Origin of the sequence: Variovorax multivorans (genome assembly GCF_051216835.1) — a bacterium.
In the GTDB taxonomy this organism is placed as follows: Bacteria; Pseudomonadota; Gammaproteobacteria; order Burkholderiales; family Burkholderiaceae_C; genus Variovorax.
The window spans coordinates 78,531-100,006 of sequence record NZ_JBPJZL010000018.1 but is presented as its reverse complement, the minus strand read 5'-3'; the positions used below and the strand labels follow the sequence as shown (position 1 = coordinate 100,006).

The 21,476-nt window shown below is 67.3% G+C and carries 20 protein-coding genes; 12 read left to right on the top strand and 8 right to left on the bottom strand.

The genetic code is table 11. From position 1 onward, the window contains the following. Positions 1-44 precede the first annotated feature (44 nt). Together ACSFCA_RS32005 and ACSFCA_RS32000 are read left to right on the top strand one after the other, a co-directional pair. The gene (locus tag ACSFCA_RS32005) at positions 45-1,097 is read left to right on the top strand and encodes a homocysteine S-methyltransferase family protein (RefSeq protein ID WP_097197444.1); all 1,053 of its coding nucleotides are present in this window, start codon (positions 45-47) and stop codon (positions 1,095-1,097) included. Positions 1,098-1,172: 75 nt separating this feature from the next. Next, a complete protein-coding gene (locus ACSFCA_RS32000; protein WP_258351895.1) occupies positions 1,173-1,889 on the top strand; it encodes an SH3 domain-containing protein in 717 nt (238 codons plus the stop codon). 11 nt (positions 1,890-1,900) lie between these two features. On the opposite strand, the gene ACSFCA_RS31995 is transcribed toward ACSFCA_RS32000, so the two are convergent. The 3 genes from ACSFCA_RS31995 to ACSFCA_RS31985 all read right to left on the bottom strand — a co-directional run bounded on the left by ACSFCA_RS31995 (position 1,901) and on the right by ACSFCA_RS31985 (position 4,609). Continuing rightward, a complete protein-coding gene (locus ACSFCA_RS31995; protein ID WP_435462288.1) occupies positions 1,901-2,935 on the bottom strand; it encodes an NADP-dependent oxidoreductase in 1,035 nt (344 codons plus the stop codon). 87 nt (positions 2,936-3,022) lie between these two features. Beyond that, positions 3,023-3,643 carry a TetR/AcrR family transcriptional regulator gene (locus ACSFCA_RS31990; RefSeq protein ID WP_435462289.1) on the bottom strand — a complete coding sequence of 207 codons (621 nt, stop codon included), beginning with the start codon at positions 3,641-3,643 and terminating at the stop codon, positions 3,023-3,025. Positions 3,644-3,676: 33 nt separating this feature from the next. Beyond that, entirely contained in the window at positions 3,677-4,609 is a 933-nt protein-coding gene (locus ACSFCA_RS31985) for a LysR family transcriptional regulator (RefSeq protein WP_435462290.1), read from the bottom strand. A gap of 101 nt (positions 4,610-4,710) precedes the next feature. Here ACSFCA_RS31985 and ACSFCA_RS31980 point away from each other — a divergent pair, with 101 nt between their 5' ends. Beyond that, positions 4,711-5,154 (top strand): PACE efflux transporter, encoded by a 444-nt coding sequence (locus tag ACSFCA_RS31980; RefSeq protein WP_258351891.1) that lies wholly within the window; start codon positions 4,711-4,713, stop codon positions 5,152-5,154. On the opposite strand, the gene ACSFCA_RS31975 is transcribed toward ACSFCA_RS31980, so the two are convergent. Further along, positions 5,144-6,073 carry a lipase secretion chaperone gene (locus ACSFCA_RS31975; protein WP_435462291.1) on the bottom strand — a complete coding sequence of 310 codons (930 nt, stop codon included), beginning with the start codon at positions 6,071-6,073 and terminating at the stop codon, positions 5,144-5,146. The two genes, ACSFCA_RS31980 and ACSFCA_RS31975, sit on opposite strands and share 11 nt — an antisense overlap. 7 nt (positions 6,074-6,080) lie before the next feature. Further along, positions 6,081-7,052, bottom strand: coding sequence for an esterase/lipase family protein (locus ACSFCA_RS31970; RefSeq protein WP_375338494.1), 972 nt, complete (start codon positions 7,050-7,052; stop codon positions 6,081-6,083). A gap of 224 nt (positions 7,053-7,276) precedes the next feature. Here ACSFCA_RS31970 and metH point away from each other — a divergent pair, with 224 nt between their 5' ends. Genes metH through ACSFCA_RS31950 form a run of 4 tightly spaced genes read left to right on the top strand, consistent with a single transcriptional unit; the run spans position 7,277 to position 13,287 of the window. Continuing rightward, a complete protein-coding gene (gene metH, locus ACSFCA_RS31965) occupies positions 7,277-10,015 on the top strand; it encodes a methionine synthase (protein ID WP_435462292.1) in 2,739 nt (912 codons plus the stop codon). A gap of 52 nt (positions 10,016-10,067) precedes the next feature. After that, complete coding sequence (locus ACSFCA_RS31960; protein WP_258351888.1) at positions 10,068-11,897, top strand: ArnT family glycosyltransferase; 1,830 nt, start codon at positions 10,068-10,070, stop codon at positions 11,895-11,897. Then, positions 11,894-12,889, top strand: coding sequence for a glycosyltransferase family 2 protein (locus tag ACSFCA_RS31955; RefSeq protein ID WP_435462293.1), 996 nt, complete (start codon positions 11,894-11,896; stop codon positions 12,887-12,889). The genes ACSFCA_RS31960 and ACSFCA_RS31955 overlap by 4 nt, the downstream gene beginning before the upstream one ends. Further along, positions 12,886-13,287: a GtrA family protein gene (locus tag ACSFCA_RS31950; protein ID WP_307617424.1), complete on the top strand. Its 402-nt coding sequence runs from the start codon at positions 12,886-12,888 to the stop codon at positions 13,285-13,287. Before ACSFCA_RS31955 ends, ACSFCA_RS31950 begins: the two co-directional genes overlap by 4 nt. 24 nt (positions 13,288-13,311) lie before the next feature. On the opposite strand, the gene ACSFCA_RS31945 is transcribed toward ACSFCA_RS31950, so the two are convergent. Genes ACSFCA_RS31945 through ACSFCA_RS31935 form a run of 3 tightly spaced genes read right to left on the bottom strand, consistent with a single transcriptional unit; the run spans position 13,312 to position 16,038 of the window. After that, positions 13,312-14,511: an amidohydrolase family protein gene (locus ACSFCA_RS31945; RefSeq protein ID WP_097197433.1), complete on the bottom strand. Its 1,200-nt coding sequence runs from the start codon at positions 14,509-14,511 to the stop codon at positions 13,312-13,314. Next, positions 14,466-15,245, bottom strand: coding sequence for a TetR/AcrR family transcriptional regulator (locus ACSFCA_RS31940; protein WP_258351884.1), 780 nt, complete (start codon positions 15,243-15,245; stop codon positions 14,466-14,468). The genes ACSFCA_RS31945 and ACSFCA_RS31940 overlap by 46 nt, the downstream gene beginning before the upstream one ends. Positions 15,246-15,264: 19 nt before the next feature. After that, positions 15,265-16,038, bottom strand: a complete 774-nt coding sequence (locus ACSFCA_RS31935; protein ID WP_130426483.1) for a ferredoxin--NADP reductase — start codon at positions 16,036-16,038, stop codon at positions 15,265-15,267. A gap of 322 nt (positions 16,039-16,360) precedes the next feature. Between ACSFCA_RS31935 and ACSFCA_RS31930 the strand changes: the two genes are divergently transcribed. The 5 genes from ACSFCA_RS31930 to ACSFCA_RS31910 all read left to right on the top strand — a co-directional run bounded on the left by ACSFCA_RS31930 (position 16,361) and on the right by ACSFCA_RS31910 (position 21,453). After that, positions 16,361-17,980 carry a 6-hydroxynicotinate reductase gene (locus tag ACSFCA_RS31930; RefSeq protein ID WP_435462294.1) on the top strand — a complete coding sequence of 540 codons (1,620 nt, stop codon included), beginning with the start codon at positions 16,361-16,363 and terminating at the stop codon, positions 17,978-17,980. Positions 17,981-17,982: 2 nt separating this feature from the next. Next, on the top strand, positions 17,983-18,900 hold the full coding sequence (locus ACSFCA_RS31925; protein ID WP_435462295.1) for a UPF0280 family protein: 918 nt from the start codon (positions 17,983-17,985) through the stop codon (positions 18,898-18,900). A gap of 21 nt (positions 18,901-18,921) precedes the next feature. Then, on the top strand, positions 18,922-19,563 hold the full coding sequence (locus ACSFCA_RS31920; RefSeq protein ID WP_435462296.1) for an amino acid synthesis family protein: 642 nt from the start codon (positions 18,922-18,924) through the stop codon (positions 19,561-19,563). Between the two features lie 32 nt (positions 19,564-19,595). Then, positions 19,596-20,180 (top strand): amino acid synthesis family protein, encoded by a 585-nt coding sequence (locus tag ACSFCA_RS31915; protein ID WP_093059282.1) that lies wholly within the window; start codon positions 19,596-19,598, stop codon positions 20,178-20,180. Between the two features lie 67 nt (positions 20,181-20,247). Continuing rightward, positions 20,248-21,453, top strand: coding sequence for an ABC transporter substrate-binding protein (locus ACSFCA_RS31910; protein WP_258351880.1), 1,206 nt, complete (start codon positions 20,248-20,250; stop codon positions 21,451-21,453). Positions 21,454-21,476 lie beyond the last annotated feature (23 nt).

Sequence of the window (21,476 nt, the reverse complement as noted above, 5' to 3'; positions counted from 1 at the left end):
CGGGGCAGAGCGGGGCGATGGGCTGGTTTCTACAATCGGAGCTTATGAAGCCCCTTGTCTACACCCGCGGCCAGGCCCTGGCCGGCATCCTCGCCAAGCGCATCGCCATCCTCGACGGCGCCATGGGCACGATGATCCAGCGCTTCAAGCTCACCGAGGAGCAGTACCGCGGCGAGCGCTTCAAGGACTTCGAACGCGACATCAAGGGCAACAACGAACTGCTGTCGCTCACGCGGCCCGACGTGATCCGCGACATCCACGAGAGCTACCTCGCGGCCGGCGCCGACCTGATCGAGACCAACACCTTCGGCGCGACCACCATCGCGCAGGAGGACTACAAGATGGCCCACCTCGCGCGCGAGATGAACCTCGAATCAGCCAAGCTGGCGCGCGCGGCCTGTGACAAGTTCAGCACGCCCGACAAGCCGCGCTTCGTGGCCGGCGCCCTTGGCCCGACGCCCAAGACGGCCAGCATCAGCCCCGACGTGAACGACCCGGGCGCGCGCAACGTCAACTTCGAGGAACTGCGTGCGGCCTATTACGAGCAGACCGAAGCGCTGGTCGAGGGCGGCGCCGACGTGATCCTGGTCGAGACCATCTTTGACACGCTCAACGCCAAGGCCGCACTGTTCGCGGTCGACGAGTATTTCGACAACAGCGGGCAGCGCCTGCCGCTGATCATCAGCGGCACGGTGACCGACGCCTCGGGCCGCATCCTCAGCGGCCAGACCGTCACTGCCTTCTGGCACAGCGTGCGCCATGCGCAGCCGCTGGCCATCGGCCTGAACTGCGCGCTGGGCGCGGCCCTGATGCGGCCGTACATCCAGGAGCTGGCGCGCGTGGCCGGCGATACCTTCATCAGCTGCTACCCGAACGCGGGCCTGCCCAATCCGATGAGCGACACGGGCTTCGACGAGACGCCGGACGTGACCTCGCGGCTGCTGCACGAGTTCGCGGCCGAGGGGCTGGTGAACATCGTGGGCGGCTGCTGCGGCACCACGCCGGACCACATCGCGGCCATCGGCAAGGCGGTGGCGCCGGTGGCAGGCCGCGTGCTCGGCAGCAACAACGCTGGCTTCTACAAAGAAGCTGCGTAAGCACTCCGGTCGCGCTCGTGGCCGATTGACAGGCTCTTGGCCCCCGGCCTACGCTGGGGCGCAAGGAGCCTACCCATGAACACACTCGTTCCGCGCTGGATCGGCATCGGCGCATTGGCATTGCTGCTTCCGCTCGCGGCTGCGGCGCAGCAGGCCTTTACGCGCGGCGCTGTCAACATGCGGGCCGGGCCTTCGGGTGACTATCCGCTGGTGGCGCGGCTCGGGCCGGGCCAGCCGCTCGACGTGGTCGGCTGCACCAGCGGCTATGGCTGGTGCGACGTGGTGCTGCCCGACGGTGGGCGCGGCTGGGTGTGGTCGCGCAACCTCGACTACGCCTACCAGGAGCAGCGCGTGCCGCTGGCCACCTACGGCGCGGTGATCGGCGTGCCGATCATCGGCTTCGCGATCGGCAGCTACTGGGCCGACTACTACCGGGACCGGCCGTGGTACGGCGACCGACGCTGGTGGGGTGGCCGGCCGCCTCCGCCACCCATGGCGGGATGGCGTCCACCGCCGCCGGTGAGGCCGGGTTGGCAGCCGCACCCGTGGCGGCCGGGGCCGGGTTTCCGGCCGCCGGGCCCTGGCTTTCGCCCACCACCCGGGCCCGGATTCCGCCCGCCGCACGATCCAGGCATCAGGCCGCCACGGCCGCAGCCGGCCTTCCGTCCCGGGCCGCCGCCCGGGCTGCCACATCCGCATCCCGGAGGCCGGCCGAGGCCCGGTGGGGGCGGCGACCGTCCGCATGGCGGTGGCGGACACGGCGGCGGACATGGTGGCGGCCACCGGCCCTGAAAGCGCGTGCGTCAGCCCTCGGCGACGTGCACCACGCGCTTGCCGAAGTTGCGCCCCTCCAGCAGGCCGATGAGCGCGGCCGGCGCGTTCTCCAGTCCGTCGACCCGGTCCTCGCGCAGCGTGACGCGGCCGGCGTCGACCCATTCGCCCATCTCGCGCCGGAAGGTGTCGAAGCGGTCGCCGTAGTGGTCGAGGATGACGAAGCCTTGCATGCGGATGCGCTTCTGCAGCAGCGCCGCCATCAGCAGCGGCAGCCGGTTCGGGCCTGACGGTAGCGTCTCGTTGTTGTAGTCGGCGATGTGCCCGCACACCGGCACGCGCGCGCCGATGTTGAGCAGCGGCAGCACCGCATCGAACACCGCGCCGCCGACGTTCTCGAAGTACACGTCGATGCCCTTGGGGCAGGCGGCCGCGAGGCGCGCTGCGAACCCCGGGTCGTGGCGGTCGAGGCAGGCGTCGAAGCCGAGCGTTTCGACCGCGTAGCTGCACTTGTCCGCACCGCCCGCGATGCCGACCACGCGCGCGCCCTTGAGCTTGGCGATTTGCCCGACCACCGAGCCGACCGCGCCGGTCGCCGCGGCCACCACCACGGTGTCGCCCGGCTTCGGCTGGCCGATGTCGAGCAGGCCGACGTAGGCGGTGAACGCAGGCATGCCGAGCCCGCCCAGCGCCAGCGACGGCTGCGCCATCTCGCCGAGCGGGAGCAGGTCCTGGCCGTCGGACAGCGCGTAGTCCTGCCAGCCGGCGTTGCCCAGCACGAGATCGCCGGGGCGGAACTGCGGATGCCGCGAAGCGGCGACGCGGTTGACCGTGCCGCCCGGCATCGGCTCGCCCAGCGGCACAGAGGCCGCGTAGACCGGCGCGATCTCGTCCATCAGCTGGCGCATGTACGGATCGAGCGAGAGATGCAGCGTGCGCAGCAGCACCTGTCCTTCGCCTGGCGTGGGGATGGCGGTTTCGTCGAGGCGGAAGTCGCCCGGTGTCGGCAGGCCGCGCGGGCGGGCTGCGAGGACGATGCGGCGGTTGACGGTGTCGCTTTGAGGCATGGGCAGTGGGCTCCTTTGGTGGTTAATAGACCAGTCGTCTAGTGGGCGGGCAAAAAAAGCGGGAGCGCTCGTCTCCCGCTTTTCGCTTCAGTTGTCCGTAGACAGGCCCAGCAGCTGCCGGGTATCGCGCATGGCCGCGTCCAGCGATGCGCGGTCGCGGGTGATCTTGGCCAGCAGGCTGGCGCCGAGCCAGCGCTGGTAGAGCGCGACGGCGATTCCCTGCGCGTCCTGTTCCTTTGCTTGCGGCGCGGCCTGCAGCGACCCGTCGGCCCGGCCAGCCTCGATGCAGCGCGCAAGCCGATCAGTGATGCCGCGGGTGCCGCGCGCCAGCGCCGCGCGCATGCTCTCGGACAGGTCGCAGACCTCCGCGCCAAGCTTGACGACAAGGCAGCGGCTCTGCGCATCGTCGCCGGTCTGCGAGTCGAGCCAGTCGTCGAAATAGCCGATCAGCCGCTTGGCGGCCGTGCCCGGCGCCTCGGTCAGCAGGGCGTCGGTGCGCCCCAGGTACTCGGTGAAATAGGCTTCGAGCACGGCCTCGCCGAAGGCCTCCTTGGAGCCGAAGTAGTGATAGAACGACCCCTTCGGCACCTTCGCCGCCGCCAACACCTCGGCCAGGCCGACCCCGGTGAAGCCCCTTTGCAGCAGCAGCGGGTGGGCCACATCGAGGATGTGCTGCCGGACGTCGGGAGTGGGGGCGATCGCGTTCATGGCCCGCACTCTAGCGATTATTAGACCAGTCGTCTAGTTGGCCTGATCGCCGCCTGTCTTGGGGCTGCACTCACCGGCGGCCGCCCGGTCCTTGGCTATCAACTTCACGAAGCGCTGGGCTCCCAGGCCGAGTGGGCGCTCACGTGACCACACTACATCCACCCACAGGTCCAGCCCGTTGCTGAGGTTCTCGAACGGAATCTCGATCAGCGCGCCCGCCGCCACATGCGGCTTCGCGAAGTTGCGCTGAAGCCAGCCCCAGCCCAGCCCAGCGGTGATCAGGCTCAGCGCGGCCAGCGCGTTGTCGGTGCGCCAGACATGGCGCGCGAACACGAAGCGCGGGTCGCTGGTGGTCAGGTCGCGCCCGGCCACGACGATCTGCCGGGTGTTCGTCAGGTGGTCCTCGCGCAGCCGGCCGCCGTTGGCCGCGAGCACGGGGTGGTCCGGCGCGATGACCGCCACCATCAGGTCGCTGCCGACTTCCTGGAAGCCTTCCCGCCCGTCGAGGCTCGGGCGCTCGAACACCAGCGCCAGCTGCGCCCGCCCGCTGTGCAGCAGCGCCAGCGCGTCGGCCTGCGGGGCCGCCAGCACCTCGACCTGCAGCAGCGGATGCTCCCGTGCCAGCTCGGCCAGCGGACCGCTCCAGCGCGCGGCCAGCAGTTCGGGCGCAATGGCCAGCGTGAGCCGGTCTTCCAGCCCCTGGTTCAGCGCCAGCGCCTGCACCTGCAGCTGCCTGAGTTGGGCCGCCAGCAGCCGCGCCTGCGGCTCCAGCGAGCGCGCGGCGGCGGTGGGCTGGGGCTCGCGGCCGCTGCGGTCGAACAGCGGCAGGTCGAGCTCGGCCTCGAGGTTGGCGATGGCCATGCTCACGGCAGACGGCACCCTGTGCAGCGCCCGGGCGGCGGCCGAGAACGAGCCGTGGTCGATCACGGCCAGGAAGACTTCGACGTTGTCGCTGGAAAAAGCCATGGCGTCCGACCTATCAATAAAACTGAAACAAGTTAACTTTTTATATCAGCGCATGACACATAAAGTCCAGTCATCGCAGTAACGAAACCAAGAGAAGAGTCATGCAAGGCATTCAACGTCGCATCGTCTACATCAGCCTTTATGAGGGCATCGCCATCGTCGCCGCCAGCGCCGGGCTGGCATTGATGACGGACGCCGGCCTCGGCCATTCGGGCGTGCTGGCGGTGGCCGCCTCGGTCATCGCGGTGATCTGGAACCTGGTCTTCAACTCGCTGTTCGAGCGCTGGGAATCGCGCCAGGTCGTGCGCGGACGCAGCCTGCGCCGCCGCATCGCCCACGCCATCGGCTTCGAGGGCGGGCTGGTTGCCTTCCTGGTGCCGATGTTCGCCTGGGGCCTGGGCGTGTCGCTCTGGCAGGCGCTGGTGATGGACCTGGGGCTGGTGATCTTCTTCCTGGTCTACACCTTCGTCTTCAACTGGGCCTTCGACCGGGTGTTCGGCCTGCCGGCTTCTGCGGCGGCGAACAGCGCGGTGGTCACGGCGTAGAGGGCCCCTTCTTCTTGTCGTTGGCGGCGCGGACTTCCAGCGCGGCCTGAAGCCGCAGCGCTTCCTGCGGCGTGAAGAGCTGGGCCTGCAGCTGCGCCCGCGTGGCCTCGTCGGCCGCGGCATAGCGCGAGAGGCGGCTTTGCCAGTCTTGCTCCTGCTGGTCGAGGGTGGCGAGTCGCTGCGCCGCCTCGTAGCCGTACTGCTGGGAGCGCTCCGCGAAACGCTCCTGTGGGCTCGCTCCGCGTGCTTCCAGCGCGGCGGTCTGCTCGGCGACGCCTAACTGCGCCGTGGTGGCCGAGCGGTCGGCGAGCTGCTCGGGCGTGAGCCAGTTCTTTTCGGTCTGCGCCAGCGCCTCGCGCTTCTGTTCGGGCGTCAGGTCCTTGTTGCGCTCGATCTCCAGCTTCTCGACGCTGAAGCGGTCGAATTTCTCTTCGGCGCCGAACAGGCCCTCGACCTCTTCCGGCGCAAAGTAGCGTGCCCGGATGCCCGCGCGCGCATCGAGGATCCTGCGCAGCCCGGCAGGGTCGCCGATGCTGGCTGCCGGCAGCGCCTCGAGCGCGTTGCGGTAGTCGATGTACCGCTCCAGCAGGCCCAGTCCGCGCACGCGCCATTCCGGCGGCAGGTACTTGTCGACCTTCGCGCGCATCTCGGCCATCAGGCCTTCCTTGTCCCTGGCCTGGCTGTCGTTCAGCATCTGCTCGAAGATGCGCAGCAGGTCGGGCGTCAGCAGTGGGTCGGGGGCATGGCCGTTGTTGCGCAGCGCGATGGCGGATGCCTCCGCCGCCGCGGGGTTGGCGACCGGCGGCACCGAAGAAGCGGCGACCGCAGGCGCTTCAGGCTCGCTGAGCTGCCACCACGCCACGCCTGCGGCTACCACCACCGCGACCGCCGCCAGCGGACGCAGGAGCTTCGGGGACATCGTCTCCTCAGAGGCCGAGCTGCTTCAGCTTCGCCGCTTGGTTGACGTACAGCGTCACCGGGCTCACCGAGAACAGGTCGCGCAGCCCGAGCAGCTGGTTGACCTCGTCCAGGTGGTTCTGCCGGTAGCTGCCGAGGTAGGTGCCCAGGTGCGAGCTGCAGGCCGAAGCGAGGCCGTCGTTGGGCTCGCCGTGCACCACGCTCGTCAGCGACAGCGCGTAGTCGGATGCGTCGAACGCATTGGTCAGCGGCTGGGTGCCCGACCACGAGAAGTACCGCACGCCGTTGACCAGCTCGGTGCCGTTGCCGCAGGCCGTGGTGGGCACGCCGTCGGGGAACTTGGCGTTGAACTTGGCCGAGCCGGCGGTGTTGAGCGAATCCAGCGCGCCGAGCCCGTTCTGGGGCGTGTTGTTGCCCGAGAGAATGCCGATGAGGCTGGAGAACGCGTTGACCACGCTCACCACCACGGTCCGGCTGATGCTGCCGTCCGGCAGTGTGTTGCCGAGCACGTCTGCCACCTTGCTGCCCTTGTGGGGGCTGCCCACCGTCGTGACCGAGGCCACCAACTCCGGCGCCACGCCCGAGACATAGCGCGCCGTGGGGCCGCCGTGCGAATGGCCGATCAGGTTGACCTTGCTCGCGCCGGTGAGCGCCAGCACATCCTTGACCTGCTTGAGCAGCTGTTCGCCGCGCACTTCGCTGCTGTTGGTGGCCGCCACTTCGGCGACGAAGACCTTGGCGCCCTGGGCGCGAAGCTCGCCGGGAATGCCGTACCAGTAGTCGATGCCCGCGACGGTGTCGAAGCCCAGCATGCCGTGCACCAGCACGATCGGGTAGGCCGTCTGTGCGGTCTTGCTGCTGGCTGCCTGCGCGGTCTGCGCCAGGGGCGCGAGGGCCAGCACGCCGCACATCAGGAGGGCGCCGGCAGATCGCCGCGCCGTGCCGCTTTTCCTGCCTGTCGAAGCCAGAATCGTCTTCAGTCGAATCATCGGAACTCCCTGTATTGCGTTAGGTCGGTTTAGGGGGATGCACGCAAAAAAGAACGAGCGTGCTCTTTTCATTCTGCGAAATCAGGGATTCGCTATCGATTCGGACTTACCCTTTCATGATTCAGACTTACTCTTTGCTCGCTATCGGCATAGGGGACGGCGATAGACTCCCCCAACCCGCGCACGAATAACCGCTTTTGCCCACGAGTCAAACCATGTCTTCCCCAATGCCCCCTCCCATGAAGCTGTCCGGCCTCGAACCGGTTGCCATCGGCCAGGGCACGCTGTTCGTCAACATCGGCGAGCGCACCAACGTCACGGGCTCCAAGGCTTTCGCGCGGATGATCCTGAACGGCCAGTTCGAAGAAGCCTTGGCCGTGGCGCGCCAGCAGGTCGAGAACGGCGCGCAGGTGATCGACATCAACATGGACGAGGCCATGCTCGACAGCAAGGCCGCGATGGTCCGCTTTCTCAACCTCATCGCCAGCGAGCCCGACATCGCGCGCGTGCCGGTGATGGTCGACAGCTCGAAGTGGGAAGTCATCGAGGCGGGCCTGCGCTGCATCCAGGGCAAGGGCATCGTCAACTCCATCTCCATGAAGGAGGGCGTCGACAAGTTCAAGCACGAGGCCAAGCTGGTGAAGCGCTACGGCGCCGCCGCAGTGGTGATGGCCTTCGACGAGAAGGGCCAGGCCGACACCTACGCACGCAAGATCGAGATCTGCGAGCGCGCCTACCGCATCCTGGTCGACGAGGTGGGCTTCCCGCCCGAGGACATCATCTTCGACCCGAACATCTTCGCCATTGCCACCGGCATCGAGGAGCACGACAACTACGCGGTCGACTTCATCAACGCCGTGCGCTGGATCAAGGAGAACCTGCCGGGCGCCAAGGTGTCGGGCGGCGTGTCGAACGTGAGCTTCAGCTTCCGCGGCAACGACCCGGTGCGCGAAGCGATCCACACCGTGTTCCTGTACCACGCGATCAAGGCGGGCATGGACATGGGCATCGTCAACGCCGGCATGGTCGGCGTGTACGACGACCTCGAACCCGAGCTGCGCGAGCGCGTCGAAGACGTGGTGCTCAACCGCCGTCCCGACGCCGGCGAGCGCCTCGTCGAAGTGGCCGAAACCGCCAAGAGCGGCGCCAAGGACGACAGCAAGAAACTCGAGTGGCGCGGCACGCCCGAGAACCCGGTGCACGTCAACCAGCGCCTGTCGCATGCGATGGTGCACGGCATCACCGACTTCATCGTCGAAGACACGGAAGAGGCCTATCAGCAGATCCTCGCCAAGGGCGGCCGACCGCTGCACGTGATCGAAGGCCCGCTGATGGACGGCATGAACATCGTGGGCGACCTGTTCGGCCAGGGCAAGATGTTCCTGCCGCAGGTGGTGAAGTCGGCGCGCGTCATGAAGTCGGCCGTGGCCCACCTCATTCCCTACATCGAGGAAGAAAAGCGCCAGGACGAGGCCGCGGGCCGCGACGTGCGCACCAAGGGCAAGATCATCATCGCCACCGTGAAGGGCGACGTGCACGACATCGGCAAGAACATCGTCACCGTCGTGCTCCAGTGCAACAACTTCGAAGTGGTGAACATGGGTGTGATGGTCCCGTGCCACGAGATCCTGGCCAAGGCGAAGGTCGAGGGCGCGGACATCGTGGGCCTGTCTGGCCTCATCACGCCGAGCCTGGAAGAAATGCAGTACGTGGCCGGCGAGATGCAGAAGGACGACCACTTCCGCATCAAGAAGATTCCGCTGCTGATCGGTGGCGCCACCACCAGCCGCGTGCACACGGCCGTGAAGATCGCGCCGCACTACGAAGGCCCCGTGGTCTACGTGCCCGACGCCTCGCGCAGCGTGAGCGTGGCGCAGAGCCTGCTCTCCGACCAGGCCACTGCGTACATCGACGAGATCAACGCTGACTACGTCAAGGTGCGTCAGCAGCACGCCAACAAGAAGCAGGTGCCGATGTGGCCGCTGGCCAAGGCGCGCGCCAACAAGACGCCGATCGACTTTGCGAACTACCTGCCGCCGGTGCCCAAGTTCATCGGCCGGCGCGTGTTCAAGAACTTCGACCTGACCGATCTGGCCAAGTACATCGACTGGGGCCCGTTCTTCCAGACCTGGGACCTGGCCGGCCCGTTCCCCGCCATCCTGAAGGACGAGATCGTCGGCACCGAGGCCGTGCGCGTGTACGCCGACGGCCAACGCATGCTCAAGCGCCTCATCGAAGGCCGCTGGCTCAGCGCGAGCGGCATCGTCGGCTTCTGGCCCGCCAACACGGTGAACGACGACGACATCGAGCTGTACACCGACGAGTCGCGCAGCGAGGTCGCGCTCACCTGGTACGGCATGCGCCAGCAGACCGAAAAGCAGATGATCGACGGCGTGATGCGCCCCAGCCGCTGCCTGTCCGACTTCGTCGCGCCCAAGGACAGCGGCGTGAAAGACTATGTCGGCATGTTCGCCGTGACCGCCGGCCTGGGTGTCGAGAAAAAAGAGAAGTACTTCATCGACGACCTCGACGACTACTCGGCCATCATGCTCAAGGCCCTGGCCGACCGGCTGGCAGAGGCCTTCGCCGAGTCGCTGCACCACCGCGTGCGCACCGACCTCTGGGGCTACGCGAGCGACGAAAGCCTGAGCAACGACGACATGATCGCGGAGAAGTACCGCGGCATCCGCCCCGCGCCCGGCTACCCGGCCTGCCCCGACCACAGCGTGAAGCGCCCGATGTTCGACCTTCTGGCTTGCGCGGACATTGGCATGACCCTGACGGAAAGCCTCGCTATGATGCCCGCCGCCAGCGTGAGCGGTTTCTACCTGAGCCACCCCGATGCGACGTACTTCAACGTCGGCAAGATCGGACACGATCAGTTGCAGGACCAGGCCGCGCGGCGCAAGGAGAGCGAGTCCGATCTCGAGCGTCTGCTGGCGCCCAATCTTTGAACCTGCCGGCCGGCGCGGCCGCCCGGCGCCGGGAGTTGTTATTCAGAAGCTGATGTTTGCAGCCGCGCACTACGCGGCACTGGCGATTTTCGTGTTCAGCTGCTGGGGTTACGGCCGCGCATTGCTGGGCCGCATGGCCCCGCCGCCGCGCCGCGACGCTGGGCTCGAAGCCGCCATGGCCGTGGCGCTGGGCGTCGGCCTCTTCATCTGCGCGTTCCAGGCGCTGGCCATCTTCGGGGCCTTCAAGATGGGCGCGACCGTGGCGCTGGTCGTGGCGGGCTTCGTTGCGGCGGCGATCCAGCTGCCGTCGTGGCTGCGCGAGCGGCGTGCCCTGCGCGCGAACGAACCCGCCGCGCCGTGGACCTACTTCGAGCGCGTTGCCATGATCGCGCTGGCCCTGGTCGCGTTGCCCGCGCTGGTGGCGCCGCTCGCGCCGCCGATCGCCTTCGACGAGCTGATGTACCACCTGCCGTATGCGCGTCAGGTCGCGCAGCAGGGCTCGCTGGGCATCCATGACTGGCTGCGCTACCCCTGGTTCCCGTACAACTACAACCTGCTCTACGCCGCTGCACTGCAGGTCGGCGACGACGTGCTGCCGCACTTCCTCAATGCGCTGGCGGGTGCGCTGTCGGTGGTGATGATCTTCCGCCTCGGCATCCTGCACGCCAACCGGCTCACCGCCTGCATCGGCGCGGCCATCTGGCTGGGGCTCGGCGACTATTCGAACGCGCTGATCGACATGGGCGTGGCGCTGTTCGTGCTGTCGGCCTGCGTGGCGCTGTGGTGGTGGCGCGAGTCGGAGCCCGGAAAGCCCGTGCACGGCGGCATGCGCTGGCTCGGCGTGGCCGCGTTCTGCCTTGGCGTGGCCGCGGGCTCGAAGTACCAGGCGCTGATCTTCCTGCCGCTGGTGGCGCTGTTCGTCATCCGCCACGAGCGCCGGCCCCAGGCATGGGCACTGGTGTTCGTCTGCTTCCTGATCCCGTGCGTGTACTGGTACGCGCGCAACGCCGTCATGACTGGCGACCCGTTCAACCCGATCGGCGCGCGCGTGTTCGGCTTCACCGAATGGACGCCGGCCGACTACGTGCAGCAGGTGGCGGACGTGCGCGTGCATGCCGAGCTGCCCAATGCGCTGATCTGGTCCGTGTTCTTCGCGCCGTTCAGCGTGCTGTGGAAGCGCTCCGCGGCCGTGCGCGCCGCCGGTTGGTTCTGTCTGTACTCGGTGGTGGTCTGGGTCGTGACCTCGCGTTATCCACGCTACCTGACGGCCTCGTTCCCGCTGCTGGCCGCCATCGCGGCCATCGGCTGGCAGGTGCTGTTCGGCTGGGCCGCATCGGGCCTGCGCCGCATGTTCGGTGCGAAAGAGAAGACGCAGGATGCCGGCGCCGTGGCGACGGGCTCGATGAGCCGCGACACCGCGCGTTCCGGCGCCCGCGCGGGTGACTGGGTGCTCGTGCTGCTGCTGGCCGTGCTGGCCGCCGTGTCGGTGCGCCAGACCGCGGTGAAGATGTCGATGGTCTCGATCACGCCGGAGGCCCGCGATGCCGTGCTGCGCAAGCATGTGCCGGGCTATGCCGTCATGGACTACCTGCGCCGCACTGCCACCGGCCGCGTCTACCAGGTCGCGCTGAACGAAGCGATCTACTACGGGCCCAACCCCATCTGGGGCGACACACTCGGGCCGTGGCGTTACACCGACTTCGGGCGCCTGTCGGGCGGCGATCTCGCACGCAAGCTCGGCGGCCTGGGTTTTGTGGCGGTCGTCCTGCCGGACAGTGTGGTGCCCGTATTCAGCGCGCGCGTCGACTTCGACAAGTACTTCGCCGTCGAATACGAGAAGGACGGCAGCCGGGTCTACCGTATCCTTCCCGCCGCACCATGACCGACGCCAATTTCCCCACCACCCACGGCAGCAGCGGCCTGCGCATTGCCGCGGTGATCCCCTGCTACAACGAGGCGCTCGCCATCGCCCAGGTGGTGGCGGGCTTTCGCGCTGCGCTGCCAGAGGCCGAGATCCACGTCTTCGACAACAACTCCAGCGACGACACGGCCGCTGTCGCGCGCGCGGCCGGCGCCATCGTCACGCACGTGACCCTGCGCGGCAAGGGCAACGTGGTGCGGCGCATGTTCGCCGACGTCGATGCCGATGTGTACGTGATGGTCGACGGCGACGCCACCTACGACACCGGCGCCGCGCGCCGGCTCATCGACCGGCTGGTGAGCGACAACCTCGACATGGTGGTCGGCAGCCGCGTGGACGACGGCCAGGACGCGCACACCTACCGCACTGGCCACCGCCTGGGCAACCGCATGCTCACGGGTGCCGTGGCGCAGCTGTTCGGTGGCGGCCTCAGCGACATGCTTTCGGGCTACCGCGTGTTTTCGCGGCGCTATGCCAAGTCGTTCCCGGCGCTGTCGCGGGGCTTCGAGACCGAAACCGAACTCACCGTGCACGCGCTCGAACTGCGCATGCCCTATGCCGAGGAAAGCACCGCCTACAGCACGCGTCCCGAGGGCTCGGTGAGCAAGCTCTCGACCTACCGCGACGGCTGGCGCATCCTGAAGACCATCTGCAAGCTGTTCGTGAGCGAGCGGCCGCTGCAGTTCTTCTCGATCATCGGGGGGCTGCTGGTGCTGATGTCGGTCGCGCTGGTCCTGCCGCTCGTCATGACCTACATGCACACCGGCCTGGTGCCCCGGCTCCCCACGGCGGTGCTGGCCACTGGCGCGATGCTGGCGGCCATGCTGTCCTTCGTGTGCGGTGTTGTCATGCAGGCCATCACGTTGGGGCGGCGGGAGGCCAAGCGGCTGAGCTACCTCGCGATTCCGAGCGTGCGCGAGCAGGCGTCCCAGGCCTCGCGCACTTCACGATGAAGATCGGACGCGAGTTCCTCTCCTTCGCCCTCGTCGGCGTGATCGGGCTCGTGGTCGACGTGGTCGTGCTGTATCTGCTGGCGCCGCTGCTGGGTTGGTACGGTGCGCGGGTGGTGTCGTTTCTTGCAGCGGCGACCACCACCTGGGCCTTCAACCGCCGCTACACCTTCGCGGCCAGCGCATCGGCCGGCCGCTCTCTCTGGCGCGAGTACCTGGGCTACCTGGCGACCATGGCGGCCGGCGCGGTGCTGAACTACGGCGCCTATGTGCTGACGCTGCACTGGGTCGAAGGGCGCTGGGCCGCTGCCCTGGGCGTGGCGCTGGGCAGCCTTGCCGGCATGAGCGCCAACTTCCTTTCGGCGCGCTACCTGGTCTTTCGCTCGCACCGCGGCGGCTGAGGCCGCCGGGTGTCGTGGCGCGTGTCAGTGCGCGCCGGAAACCACCACAGGGATTTCAGTCGCGGGCGGCGTGTTGCGGCTGCGGCCGCAGCGCACGATGCCGTCGATCATCACCATGCCCACGCCCGGGATGTCGCCGAGCTGCACGCTCTCGAGCAGGCCCGGCGCGGGCGAATGCTGCGCGCGGTCCATGAACACGAAGTCGGCATCGCGACCCACTTCGATCAGCCCGCAGTTGAGCTTGCGGATCTTCGCGGTGTTGCCGGTCGCGAAGCAGAACACCAGCTCGGCTGGAATGTTCGCGATGGACGACAGCATTGCCACCATGCGCAGGATGCCCAGCGGCTGCACGCCCGAGCCGGCGGGGCCGTCGGTGCCGAGAATCACGCGGTGCGGGCACTTGAGCTCCAGCGCTGCCTTCGCCGCTGCAATGGCAACCTTCTCGTTGCCGTTGTGCACGATCTCGATGGCGCGCGAGCTCTTCTCGCAGAGCTCACACACGTGCGCTTCCGGCAGCGAGGTGTGGCCGCCGTTGATGTGGCCGATGATGTCGGCGTCAGCCTCGAGCACCACGTCCTTGTCGATCAGGCCCGAGCCAGGGATCGACGGGCCGCCCGTGTGGATCGTGCTCTGGATGCCGTACTTGCGCGCCCAGGCCACCATCTCTTTCGCCTCGTAGCCGGCCTTCACCGAGCCCAGGCCCACTTCGCCGAGCAGGCCCACGCCGGCTTCAGCGAGTTCCTTGAAGTCGCTCTCGACCATGCCCTTCTCGATGACGGGCGCGCCCGCCAGCACCTTCACACCGCCGGGGCGGAAGTTGTCGAAGGCGCGCTGCGCGGTGATGGCCAGTGCCTTCAGGCCCACGATGTCCTTGGGACGGCCGGGCAGGTGCACCTCGCCAGCGGAAATCATGGTCGTCACGCCGCCGTGCATGGTGGAGTCGATCCATCCGATCTGGCCCTGGCGCGGCGTCCAGTCGCCGAACACCGGATGCACGTGGCTGTCGATCAGGCCGGGCGCCACGCAGGTTTTCTTCGCGTCGATGACGGTCGCCGCGCCTTCGAGGTCGCAGTCTTTCTCCTTGCCGACCGCGACGATCAGGCCGTCGTTCACCACGATGGTGTCGGCGTCGAGGATGGGCTTGTCGATGTCGCCCGAGAGCAGCAGCCCGATGTTCTTTATGACGACCTTGCCCGACTTGCCGCCGGCTGCGATTTCTGCCATTTCGATGTGTCCTCGTGGGGTGGTGTGTTGTCTTGCGGCTCGTCCGCCTCTGCATCCGAGTCAGCGCGCACCGTGCGCAGCAGCGTCTCGATCACGAAGTTTTCCCAGTGCGTGATCGCCTCCGGCGATTCCAGCGGCTCACCGAGGAAGGCGGTGAGCGTGTGCCGGTTGGAGGTGTAGAAATAACCCGTGGACGCGATCAGCAGGTAGATGTCTCGCGCCACCAGTTCCTTGCGGAACAGGCCCTGCGCAGCGCCGCTGGCGAGGATCTCCGCAATGATCGCCACCGCGCGCGACGAATACTCGCGCGCCCGCAGCGACTTCGAAATGTGCCGGCCCTTGTGCAGGTTCTCGGTGTTCAGCAGCGTGACGAACTCGGGGTTCTTGCGGTAGTAGCCCAGCACGAAGCGGATGACTTCGGTGAGCGCTTCCACCGGCCGCGAGGCGTCGAGCGCGATAGCGGCCTCGGCGTCGTCCATGCGCTGGTAGATGCCTTCGAGCACCGCAATGAAGAGGCCTTCCTTGCTGCCGAAGTAGTAATAGATCATCCGGTCGTACGACTTCGCGGCCTTGGAGATTTTCTCCACGCTGCCGCCGTCGTAGCCGTACTTAGCGAACACCTTGGTCGCCGCCTTCAGGATGCTGTCGCGCGTGGCCTGAGCGGCCGCCTCGCGCACGCCCGTGCGGCGCTGCGGCTTGGGCTTGTGGGAGGCGGAGCGGCTGTTGTCGGCCATCGTGCGCGCGACGTCCTGCTTACTTTTCTGCGAAGGCGCGTTCGACGACGAAGTCGCCTGGCGTACTCGTGTTGCCTTCCTTGAAGCCGCGCTTTTCGAGGATGTGCTTCAGGTCGACCAGCAGGCCGGGGCTGCCGCACAGCATGACGCGGTCTTCCTCGACGTTGAGCGGCGGCAGGCCGAGGTCGTCGGTGAGCTTGTTGCTCTCGATCAGGTCGGTGATGCGGCCCTGGTTGCGGAACTCCTCGCGCGTGACGGTCGGGTAGTACAGCAGCTGCTTCTCGATCATCTCGCCGAGGATCTCGTGCTTGGGCAGGTGGTCGGTCACGAGGTCGTGGTAGGCCAGCTCGTCGACCTGGCGCACGCCGTGCACCAGGATGACCTGTTCGAACTTCTCGTAGGTGTCCGGGTCGCGGATGATGCTCATGAACGGTGCGAGGCCGGTGCCGGTGCCGAACAGGTACAGGCGCTTGGCCGGCAGCGTGTAGTCGATCAGCAGCGTGCCGGTGGGCTTGCGGCCCACGATGATGGTGTCGCCCACCTGGATGTGCTGCAGCTTCGAGGTCAGCGGGCCTTCTTCCACCTTGATGCTCAGGAACTCGAGATGCTCCTCGTAGTTCGGGCTCACGATGCTGTAGGCGCGCAGCAGGGGCTTGTTGTTGACCTTCAGGCCGATCATCGTGAAATGACCGTTCGAGAAGCGCAGCGCCGGGTCGCGCGTGGTGGTGAAGGTGAACAGGCGGTCGGTCCAGTGGTGGACGCTCAGGACGCGTTCTTCGCTGAATGCACTCATACGGAACTCAAGAGTTGGTTGGTAACAGGGGAGGTTGGCTGAGCCGATGTGCACGCCTTTGGGGCGAAAGCCACCGGCCGGCTCCGAACCCTCCATTGTCGTTGGTCGTAAAAACCCCGATGAACATCGCGAGAAAACACCATTGCAAGCATCGGGCCTGTTTGCTACATTGACTGCGAATGTAGTGAACGCAACATGAAAGTGTAGGGAATGCTACACAAACGGAAGTCGGTGCACAAGCGGGCGGACGGCACGTTTGTTGCAAACACCGACAACCTGATTCAGCTCTTCGCACACGACCGAACGCCCACGAGATAGCCCGATGACAGAACACACCAAGACAGATGGCCTCCCTGGCATGGACATGCCCGTGGTGGCTGAAGCCGGCAGCAGCGCCTTCGGCAAGGCGCCCCCGCGCAACGAGCGCATGAGCACCGCCAAGGTCGAGTGCAACGCCTGCCCGGTGCTGTGCCAGATCTCCGACGGCCGCACCGGCGCCTGCGACCGCTATGCCAACCGCGAAGGCGTGCTGGTGCGCGTCGATCCCGTGGTGCTGCTGCGCCGGACGATCGAAAGCGAAGCGCCTGCGCTGGTGCCTTTCAATCGCACCGGCGCCGAAACGGCCCCGGCCCCCGCTGAGCCCGACTGGAACGGCGACCTGCTGCACGCCGACGAAGTCTTCGTCACCGGCGTGGGCTCATCCACCACCTACCCCGACTACAAGCCCGCGCCTTTCATCGTGGCATCGAAGGCCCAAGGCGTCGACATGGTCACCGTCGTCACCGAAGGCATCTTCAGCTACTGCAGCTTCAAGGTGAAGATCGACACCGACCGCTTCCTTGGCTCAGAGCAGGCCAACGTGCGCTACCGCGGCGAGGTCGTGGGCCACGTCACCACGGCCGAATACGGCTCGCAGATGCTCTCGCTCGGCGGTGTGCACCACCTCACCGGCGGCAGCAAGAAGGAAGGCCGCATGACGGCCGAGCTGATGCAGCTGCTGGGCAACAAGAAGGCCGTGGAGTGCACCATCGACGGCGGCTCCACCCTCGTCATCCAGGCCGGCAAGGCGCCCATCGTCAATGGCGTCGAAGAGCAACGCATGCGCGTGGGCTGCGGCTCCGCGGCGGTCGGCATCTTCGCGCGCCAGTTCGCGGGCGTGGCTGACGAGGTGGTAGTGGTCGACGACCACATCACCGGCGTGCTCACCGAGCACCAGGCCGGCCGCTGCCTCGACATGGCGCCTTCGGGCATCCAGATGCTGGGGCGCAAGTCCACGCCGGGGCGCTACTTCCAGGTGGCGAACCCGGGCAACGGCTGGGGCGGCACCGACATCGCCGATCCGCTCGCGATCATCGAAGGCTGGGAAGAGGGCGTCGCGCGCCCCGGCCTGCGCCTGCTCATGACCTCGACCACCGGCGAGCACGCGCAGTGGTACGTGCTCGACGATGCGCTCAAGCCTGTCGAGCAACCCATGCCCGCGGAGGTGAAGCGCATCGTCGACCGCATCGGCGAGAACTGCGAACCCTCGCTGTGCACCGTTCTGTTCCTCGGCGGCGCGGGCGGCAGCCTGCGCGCGGGCGTCACCGAAAACCCGGTGCTGCTCACGCGTGCCATCAAGCGCGCGCTGGTCAACGTCACCTGCGGCGGCGCACCGGCCTACGTGTGGCCCGGCGGCGGCATCACCGTGATGGCCGACGTCATGCGCATGCCCGACAACAGCTTCGGCACCGTGCCCACGCCGGCCATCGTCGCGCCCATCGAGTTCAGCATGCGGCGCGACGACTACGAGGCGCTCGGCGGCCACATGGAACACATCTTCCCGCTCGAACAGGCGCTCGCGCGCGGTGCGTGGCAGGAAGACGGCGCACCGCTCGCGCGCCAATGGCTCGCGATGGACGACGCCAATCCGTGGCCGCTCGGCCACGCCCCCATGCTGGGCTGATCATGTCTGCCCAACGCACAGCGCTCGATCAGAACCGCTGGCATTTCAACCACGGCCCGATCGACATCGTGGCCGAGGCGCACGGCGACCCGTACGCCGTCGCGGCCGCGCACGACGCCGCGTGGGCGCGCTTCGTTCATGTGCTCGACGAACTGGTGCGCGAGTTGCCGCTGCTGCGCCTGCCCGTCACCGACAAGATGCGTCCGCGCAATATGGTGGCGCGCCGCATGTGGGACGCCTGCGCCGCGTTCTCGCCGATGTTCATCACGCCGATGGCGGCGGTGGCCGGCTCGGTCGCGCAGGAGCTGATCGCTTTCTACGAACGCCCCGGCATCGAGCGCGCATGGATCAACAACGGCGGCGACATCGCGCTGCACCTCGCGCCCGGCCAGTCCGCGCGCGTGGGCGTGTTCGCCGACCTCGCACGCTTCGACTGGCGCAATCATGTCGATGGTGGCAGCGGCATCCTCACCACCGACGGCCAGTTCGAACTGCGCGCCGACCAGCCCGTGCGCGGCGTCGCCACCAGCGGCTGGCGCGGACGCAGCTTTTCGCTGGGCATCGCCGACAGCGTGACGGTCCTGGCCGCCACTGCAGCGCAGGCCGATGCGGCGGCGACAGTGATCGCCAACGCCGTCGATGTCGACGACGCGGCCATCGCGCGCCGCCCCGCGAACGAATGCAAGGACGACAGCGACCTCGGCGACACCCTCGTCACCGTCGACGTACCCACGCTGGCCCCCGGGCAGGTGCGCAGCGCACTCGATACGGGCGTGGTGTGCGCCAAGGTCCTGCAAAAAGGCGGGCTTGTGTGGGCCGCTCTACTCGTTTGTCAGGGGCAGTGGCGACTTGTCGAACCCTTATGCTCGAAGGCGCTCAAGACCGAGCTGCCGAAAGCAGTTGGTTCAGTATTTGCTTAACGAAAAGCAAGGTTCTTTTTCATGATCGAAATCCGACGCGTCTTCACCCATGTCGAGCACATCCACCACGAGTTCGGACCGCGCGCCGACACGCCGCTGGTGCGTGGTGCCATCGGCGCGGTGCTGACCAATCCGTTCGCTGGCCGCTACGAGCCCGACATCCTTCCGATGATGGCGCTGCTCGACCCGGTTGGCGTCGACATGGCACACAAGCTGCACGCCGCCATGGACGTGCCGCTGGAGCAGATCGCCACCTACGGCAAGGGCGCCATCGTCGGCGCCGACGGCGAGCTGGAGCACGGCGCGCTGTGGCACGTGCCCGGTGGCTACGCAATGCGCGAGCTGCTCGGCTGGAAGGGCAGCCGCGTTGCCTACACCGCAGGCACGGCCGAAGAAAAAACCGGGCAGCCCGGCAATGCGCTGTCGATCGTGCCCTCGACCAAGAAGGTCGGCCCGCCCGGCGCCGCGCTCGACGTGCCGCTGACCAACATCAACGCCAGCTACGTGCGCGGCCAGTTCGACGCCATCGAAGTGCGAGTGCCCGGTGCGCCGGCTGCGGACGAGATCGTCTTCATCCTCGCGATGAGCACGGGCTACCGCGTGCATGCCCGCGTCGGCGGCCTGCTCGCAGAGAACATCAGCAAGTGGGACGGCCTGCGCTGACCCGCACAGAGACAAGACAAGGAACACAGAACATGACCGCCAACATCCGCAAGCTCGTCATCCAGGTCGATGAAACCCGCAAGGAAATGGGTAAGGACGTCACGCCGCCCACGCGCCGCGCCGTTGCCATCGCCGTGATCGAGAACCCGTACGCCGGCCGCTACAGCGAGAACCTCGACGAACTGATCGCCATCGGCGAAGAGCTCGGCGCGCTGCTCGGCCAGAAGGCCGTGAAGGCGCTGGGCATCGAGCCCGGCCAGGCGCAAAGCTATGGCAAGGCCGCCATCGTCGGCGAGCGCGGCGAGCTCGAACATGCCGCCGCCATCCTGCATCCCAAGCTGGGCGCGCCGTTGCGCGTTGCGGTCGAGAAGGGCGCGGCGCTCGTGCCTTCGGCCAAGAAGCAAGGCACGCTGGGCACCGCCATCGACGTGCCGCTCGGCCATAAAGACGCGGCCTTCGTGCGCAGCCATTTCGACGCGATCGAAGCCCGCGTAAGCGACGCGCCGCGCGCCAACGAGATCGTGGTGGCGGTTGCCGTCACCGACAGCGGCCGTCCGCTGCCGCGCATCGGCGGCCTGCAGGCCCATGAAATCAAGGGCGAAGACGGTCTTCGCTGACGCTGTCTTTCGCCCTCGCCCAATCACGGTGTTTTCTTTCCTCATTCGATCTCAAGGAGCTTTCCCCATGAACCCATTGCGTCACGTCTTCAGCGCCGCGGCCCTCGCTGCGCTGACCACTGCTCTCGTTCCCGCGCACGCGCAGGGCGTGATCAAGATCGGCGAGGTCAACAGCTACAAGGCCCAGCCCGCCTTCCTCGAGCCCTACAAGAAGGGCATGGAGTTGGCTGTCGAAGAAATCAACGCCAAGGGCGGCGTGAACGGAAAGAAGATCGAGCTCATCACGCGCGACGACAACGCCAACCCTGGCGACGCCGTGCGCGTGGCCGAAGAGCTGGTGGCGCGCGAGAAGATCGACGTGCTCACCGGCACCTTCCTGTCGAACACCGGCCTGGCCGTGGCCGACTTCGCCAAGCAGAAGAAAATCTTCTTCCTGGCCGGCGAACCGCTGACCGACAAGATGACCTGGCAGGGCGGCAACGAATACACCTACCGCCTGCGTCCCGGCACCTACATGCAGGCCGCCATGCTCGTGCCCGAGGCTGTCAAGCTCAAGAAGAAGCGCTGGGCCGTCGTGTACCCCAACTACGAATACGGCCAGTCGGCCGTGGCCGCCTTCAAGACGCTGCTGAAGGCCGCGCAGCCCGACGTCGAGTTCGTCGCCGAACAGGCGCCGCCGCTCGGCAAGGTCGATGCGGGCGCCGTCGCCCAGGCGCTGGCCGATGCCAAGCCCGACGCGATCTTCAACGTGCTCTTCGGCGCAGACCTCTCGAAGTTCGTGCGCGAAGGCAACACCCGCGGCCTGTTCAAGGACCGCGCGGTCGTCAGCGTGCTGACCGGCGAGCCCGAGTACCTCGACCCGCTGAAGGACGAAACGCCCAACGGCTGGATCGTGACCGGCTACCCCTGGTACGGCATCCAGACGCCCGAGCACAAGGCCTTCTTCCTCGCGTACCACGCCAAGTACAACGACTATCCGCGCCTCGGCTCGGTGGTTGGCTACAGCATGATCAAGTCGGTCGCGGCCGGCGCCGCCAAGGCCAAGAGCACTGAAACGCCGAAGCTCCTCGAAGCCTTCAAGGGCCTGCAGGTCGACACGCCCTTCGGCAAGATCAGCTACCGCGCCGAAGACCACCAGTCCACCATGGGTGCCTTCGTCGGCAAGACGAAGAACGAAAACGGCAAGGGCGTGATGGTCGACTACACCTACTTCGACGGCGCCAAGTTCCAGCCCTCCGCCGCCGACGTCAAGAAGTCGCGCGCCGCCGACTGACCCTGATCCTTTTTCGGAACGCT

Excerpts from the sequence above, each read along its gene's own strand:
- ACSFCA_RS32005 (WP_097197444.1), top strand. The coding sequence starts at position 45 with ATGAAGCCCCTTGTCTACACCCGCGGCCAGGCCCTGGCCGGCATCCTC.
- ACSFCA_RS32000 (WP_258351895.1), top strand. The coding sequence starts at position 1,173 with ATGAACACACTCGTTCCGCGCTGGATCGGCATCGGCGCATTGGCATTG.
- ACSFCA_RS31995 (WP_435462288.1), bottom strand. The coding sequence starts at position 2,935 with ATGCCTCAAAGCGACACCGTCAACCGCCGCATCGTCCTCGCAGCCCGC.
- ACSFCA_RS31990 (WP_435462289.1), bottom strand. The coding sequence starts at position 3,643 with ATGAACGCGATCGCCCCCACTCCCGACGTCCGGCAGCACATCCTCGAT.
- ACSFCA_RS31985 (WP_435462290.1), bottom strand. The coding sequence starts at position 4,609 with ATGGCTTTTTCCAGCGACAACGTCGAAGTCTTCCTGGCCGTGATCGAC.
- ACSFCA_RS31980 (WP_258351891.1), top strand. The coding sequence starts at position 4,711 with ATGCAAGGCATTCAACGTCGCATCGTCTACATCAGCCTTTATGAGGGC.
- ACSFCA_RS31975 (WP_435462291.1), bottom strand. The coding sequence starts at position 6,073 with ATGTCCCCGAAGCTCCTGCGTCCGCTGGCGGCGGTCGCGGTGGTGGTA.
- metH (WP_435462292.1), top strand. The coding sequence starts at position 7,277 with ATGTCTTCCCCAATGCCCCCTCCCATGAAGCTGTCCGGCCTCGAACCG.
- ACSFCA_RS31960 (WP_258351888.1), top strand. The coding sequence starts at position 10,068 with ATGTTTGCAGCCGCGCACTACGCGGCACTGGCGATTTTCGTGTTCAGC.
- ACSFCA_RS31955 (WP_435462293.1), top strand. The coding sequence starts at position 11,894 with ATGACCGACGCCAATTTCCCCACCACCCACGGCAGCAGCGGCCTGCGC.
- ACSFCA_RS31950 (WP_307617424.1), top strand. The coding sequence starts at position 12,886 with ATGAAGATCGGACGCGAGTTCCTCTCCTTCGCCCTCGTCGGCGTGATC.
- ACSFCA_RS31945 (WP_097197433.1), bottom strand. The coding sequence starts at position 14,511 with ATGGCAGAAATCGCAGCCGGCGGCAAGTCGGGCAAGGTCGTCATAAAG.
- ACSFCA_RS31940 (WP_258351884.1), bottom strand. The coding sequence starts at position 15,245 with ATGGCCGACAACAGCCGCTCCGCCTCCCACAAGCCCAAGCCGCAGCGC.
- ACSFCA_RS31935 (WP_130426483.1), bottom strand. The coding sequence starts at position 16,038 with ATGAGTGCATTCAGCGAAGAACGCGTCCTGAGCGTCCACCACTGGACC.
- ACSFCA_RS31930 (WP_435462294.1), top strand. The coding sequence starts at position 16,361 with ATGACAGAACACACCAAGACAGATGGCCTCCCTGGCATGGACATGCCC.
- ACSFCA_RS31925 (WP_435462295.1), top strand. The coding sequence starts at position 17,983 with ATGTCTGCCCAACGCACAGCGCTCGATCAGAACCGCTGGCATTTCAAC.
- ACSFCA_RS31920 (WP_435462296.1), top strand. The coding sequence starts at position 18,922 with ATGATCGAAATCCGACGCGTCTTCACCCATGTCGAGCACATCCACCAC.
- ACSFCA_RS31915 (WP_093059282.1), top strand. The coding sequence starts at position 19,596 with ATGACCGCCAACATCCGCAAGCTCGTCATCCAGGTCGATGAAACCCGC.
- ACSFCA_RS31910 (WP_258351880.1), top strand. The coding sequence starts at position 20,248 with ATGAACCCATTGCGTCACGTCTTCAGCGCCGCGGCCCTCGCTGCGCTG.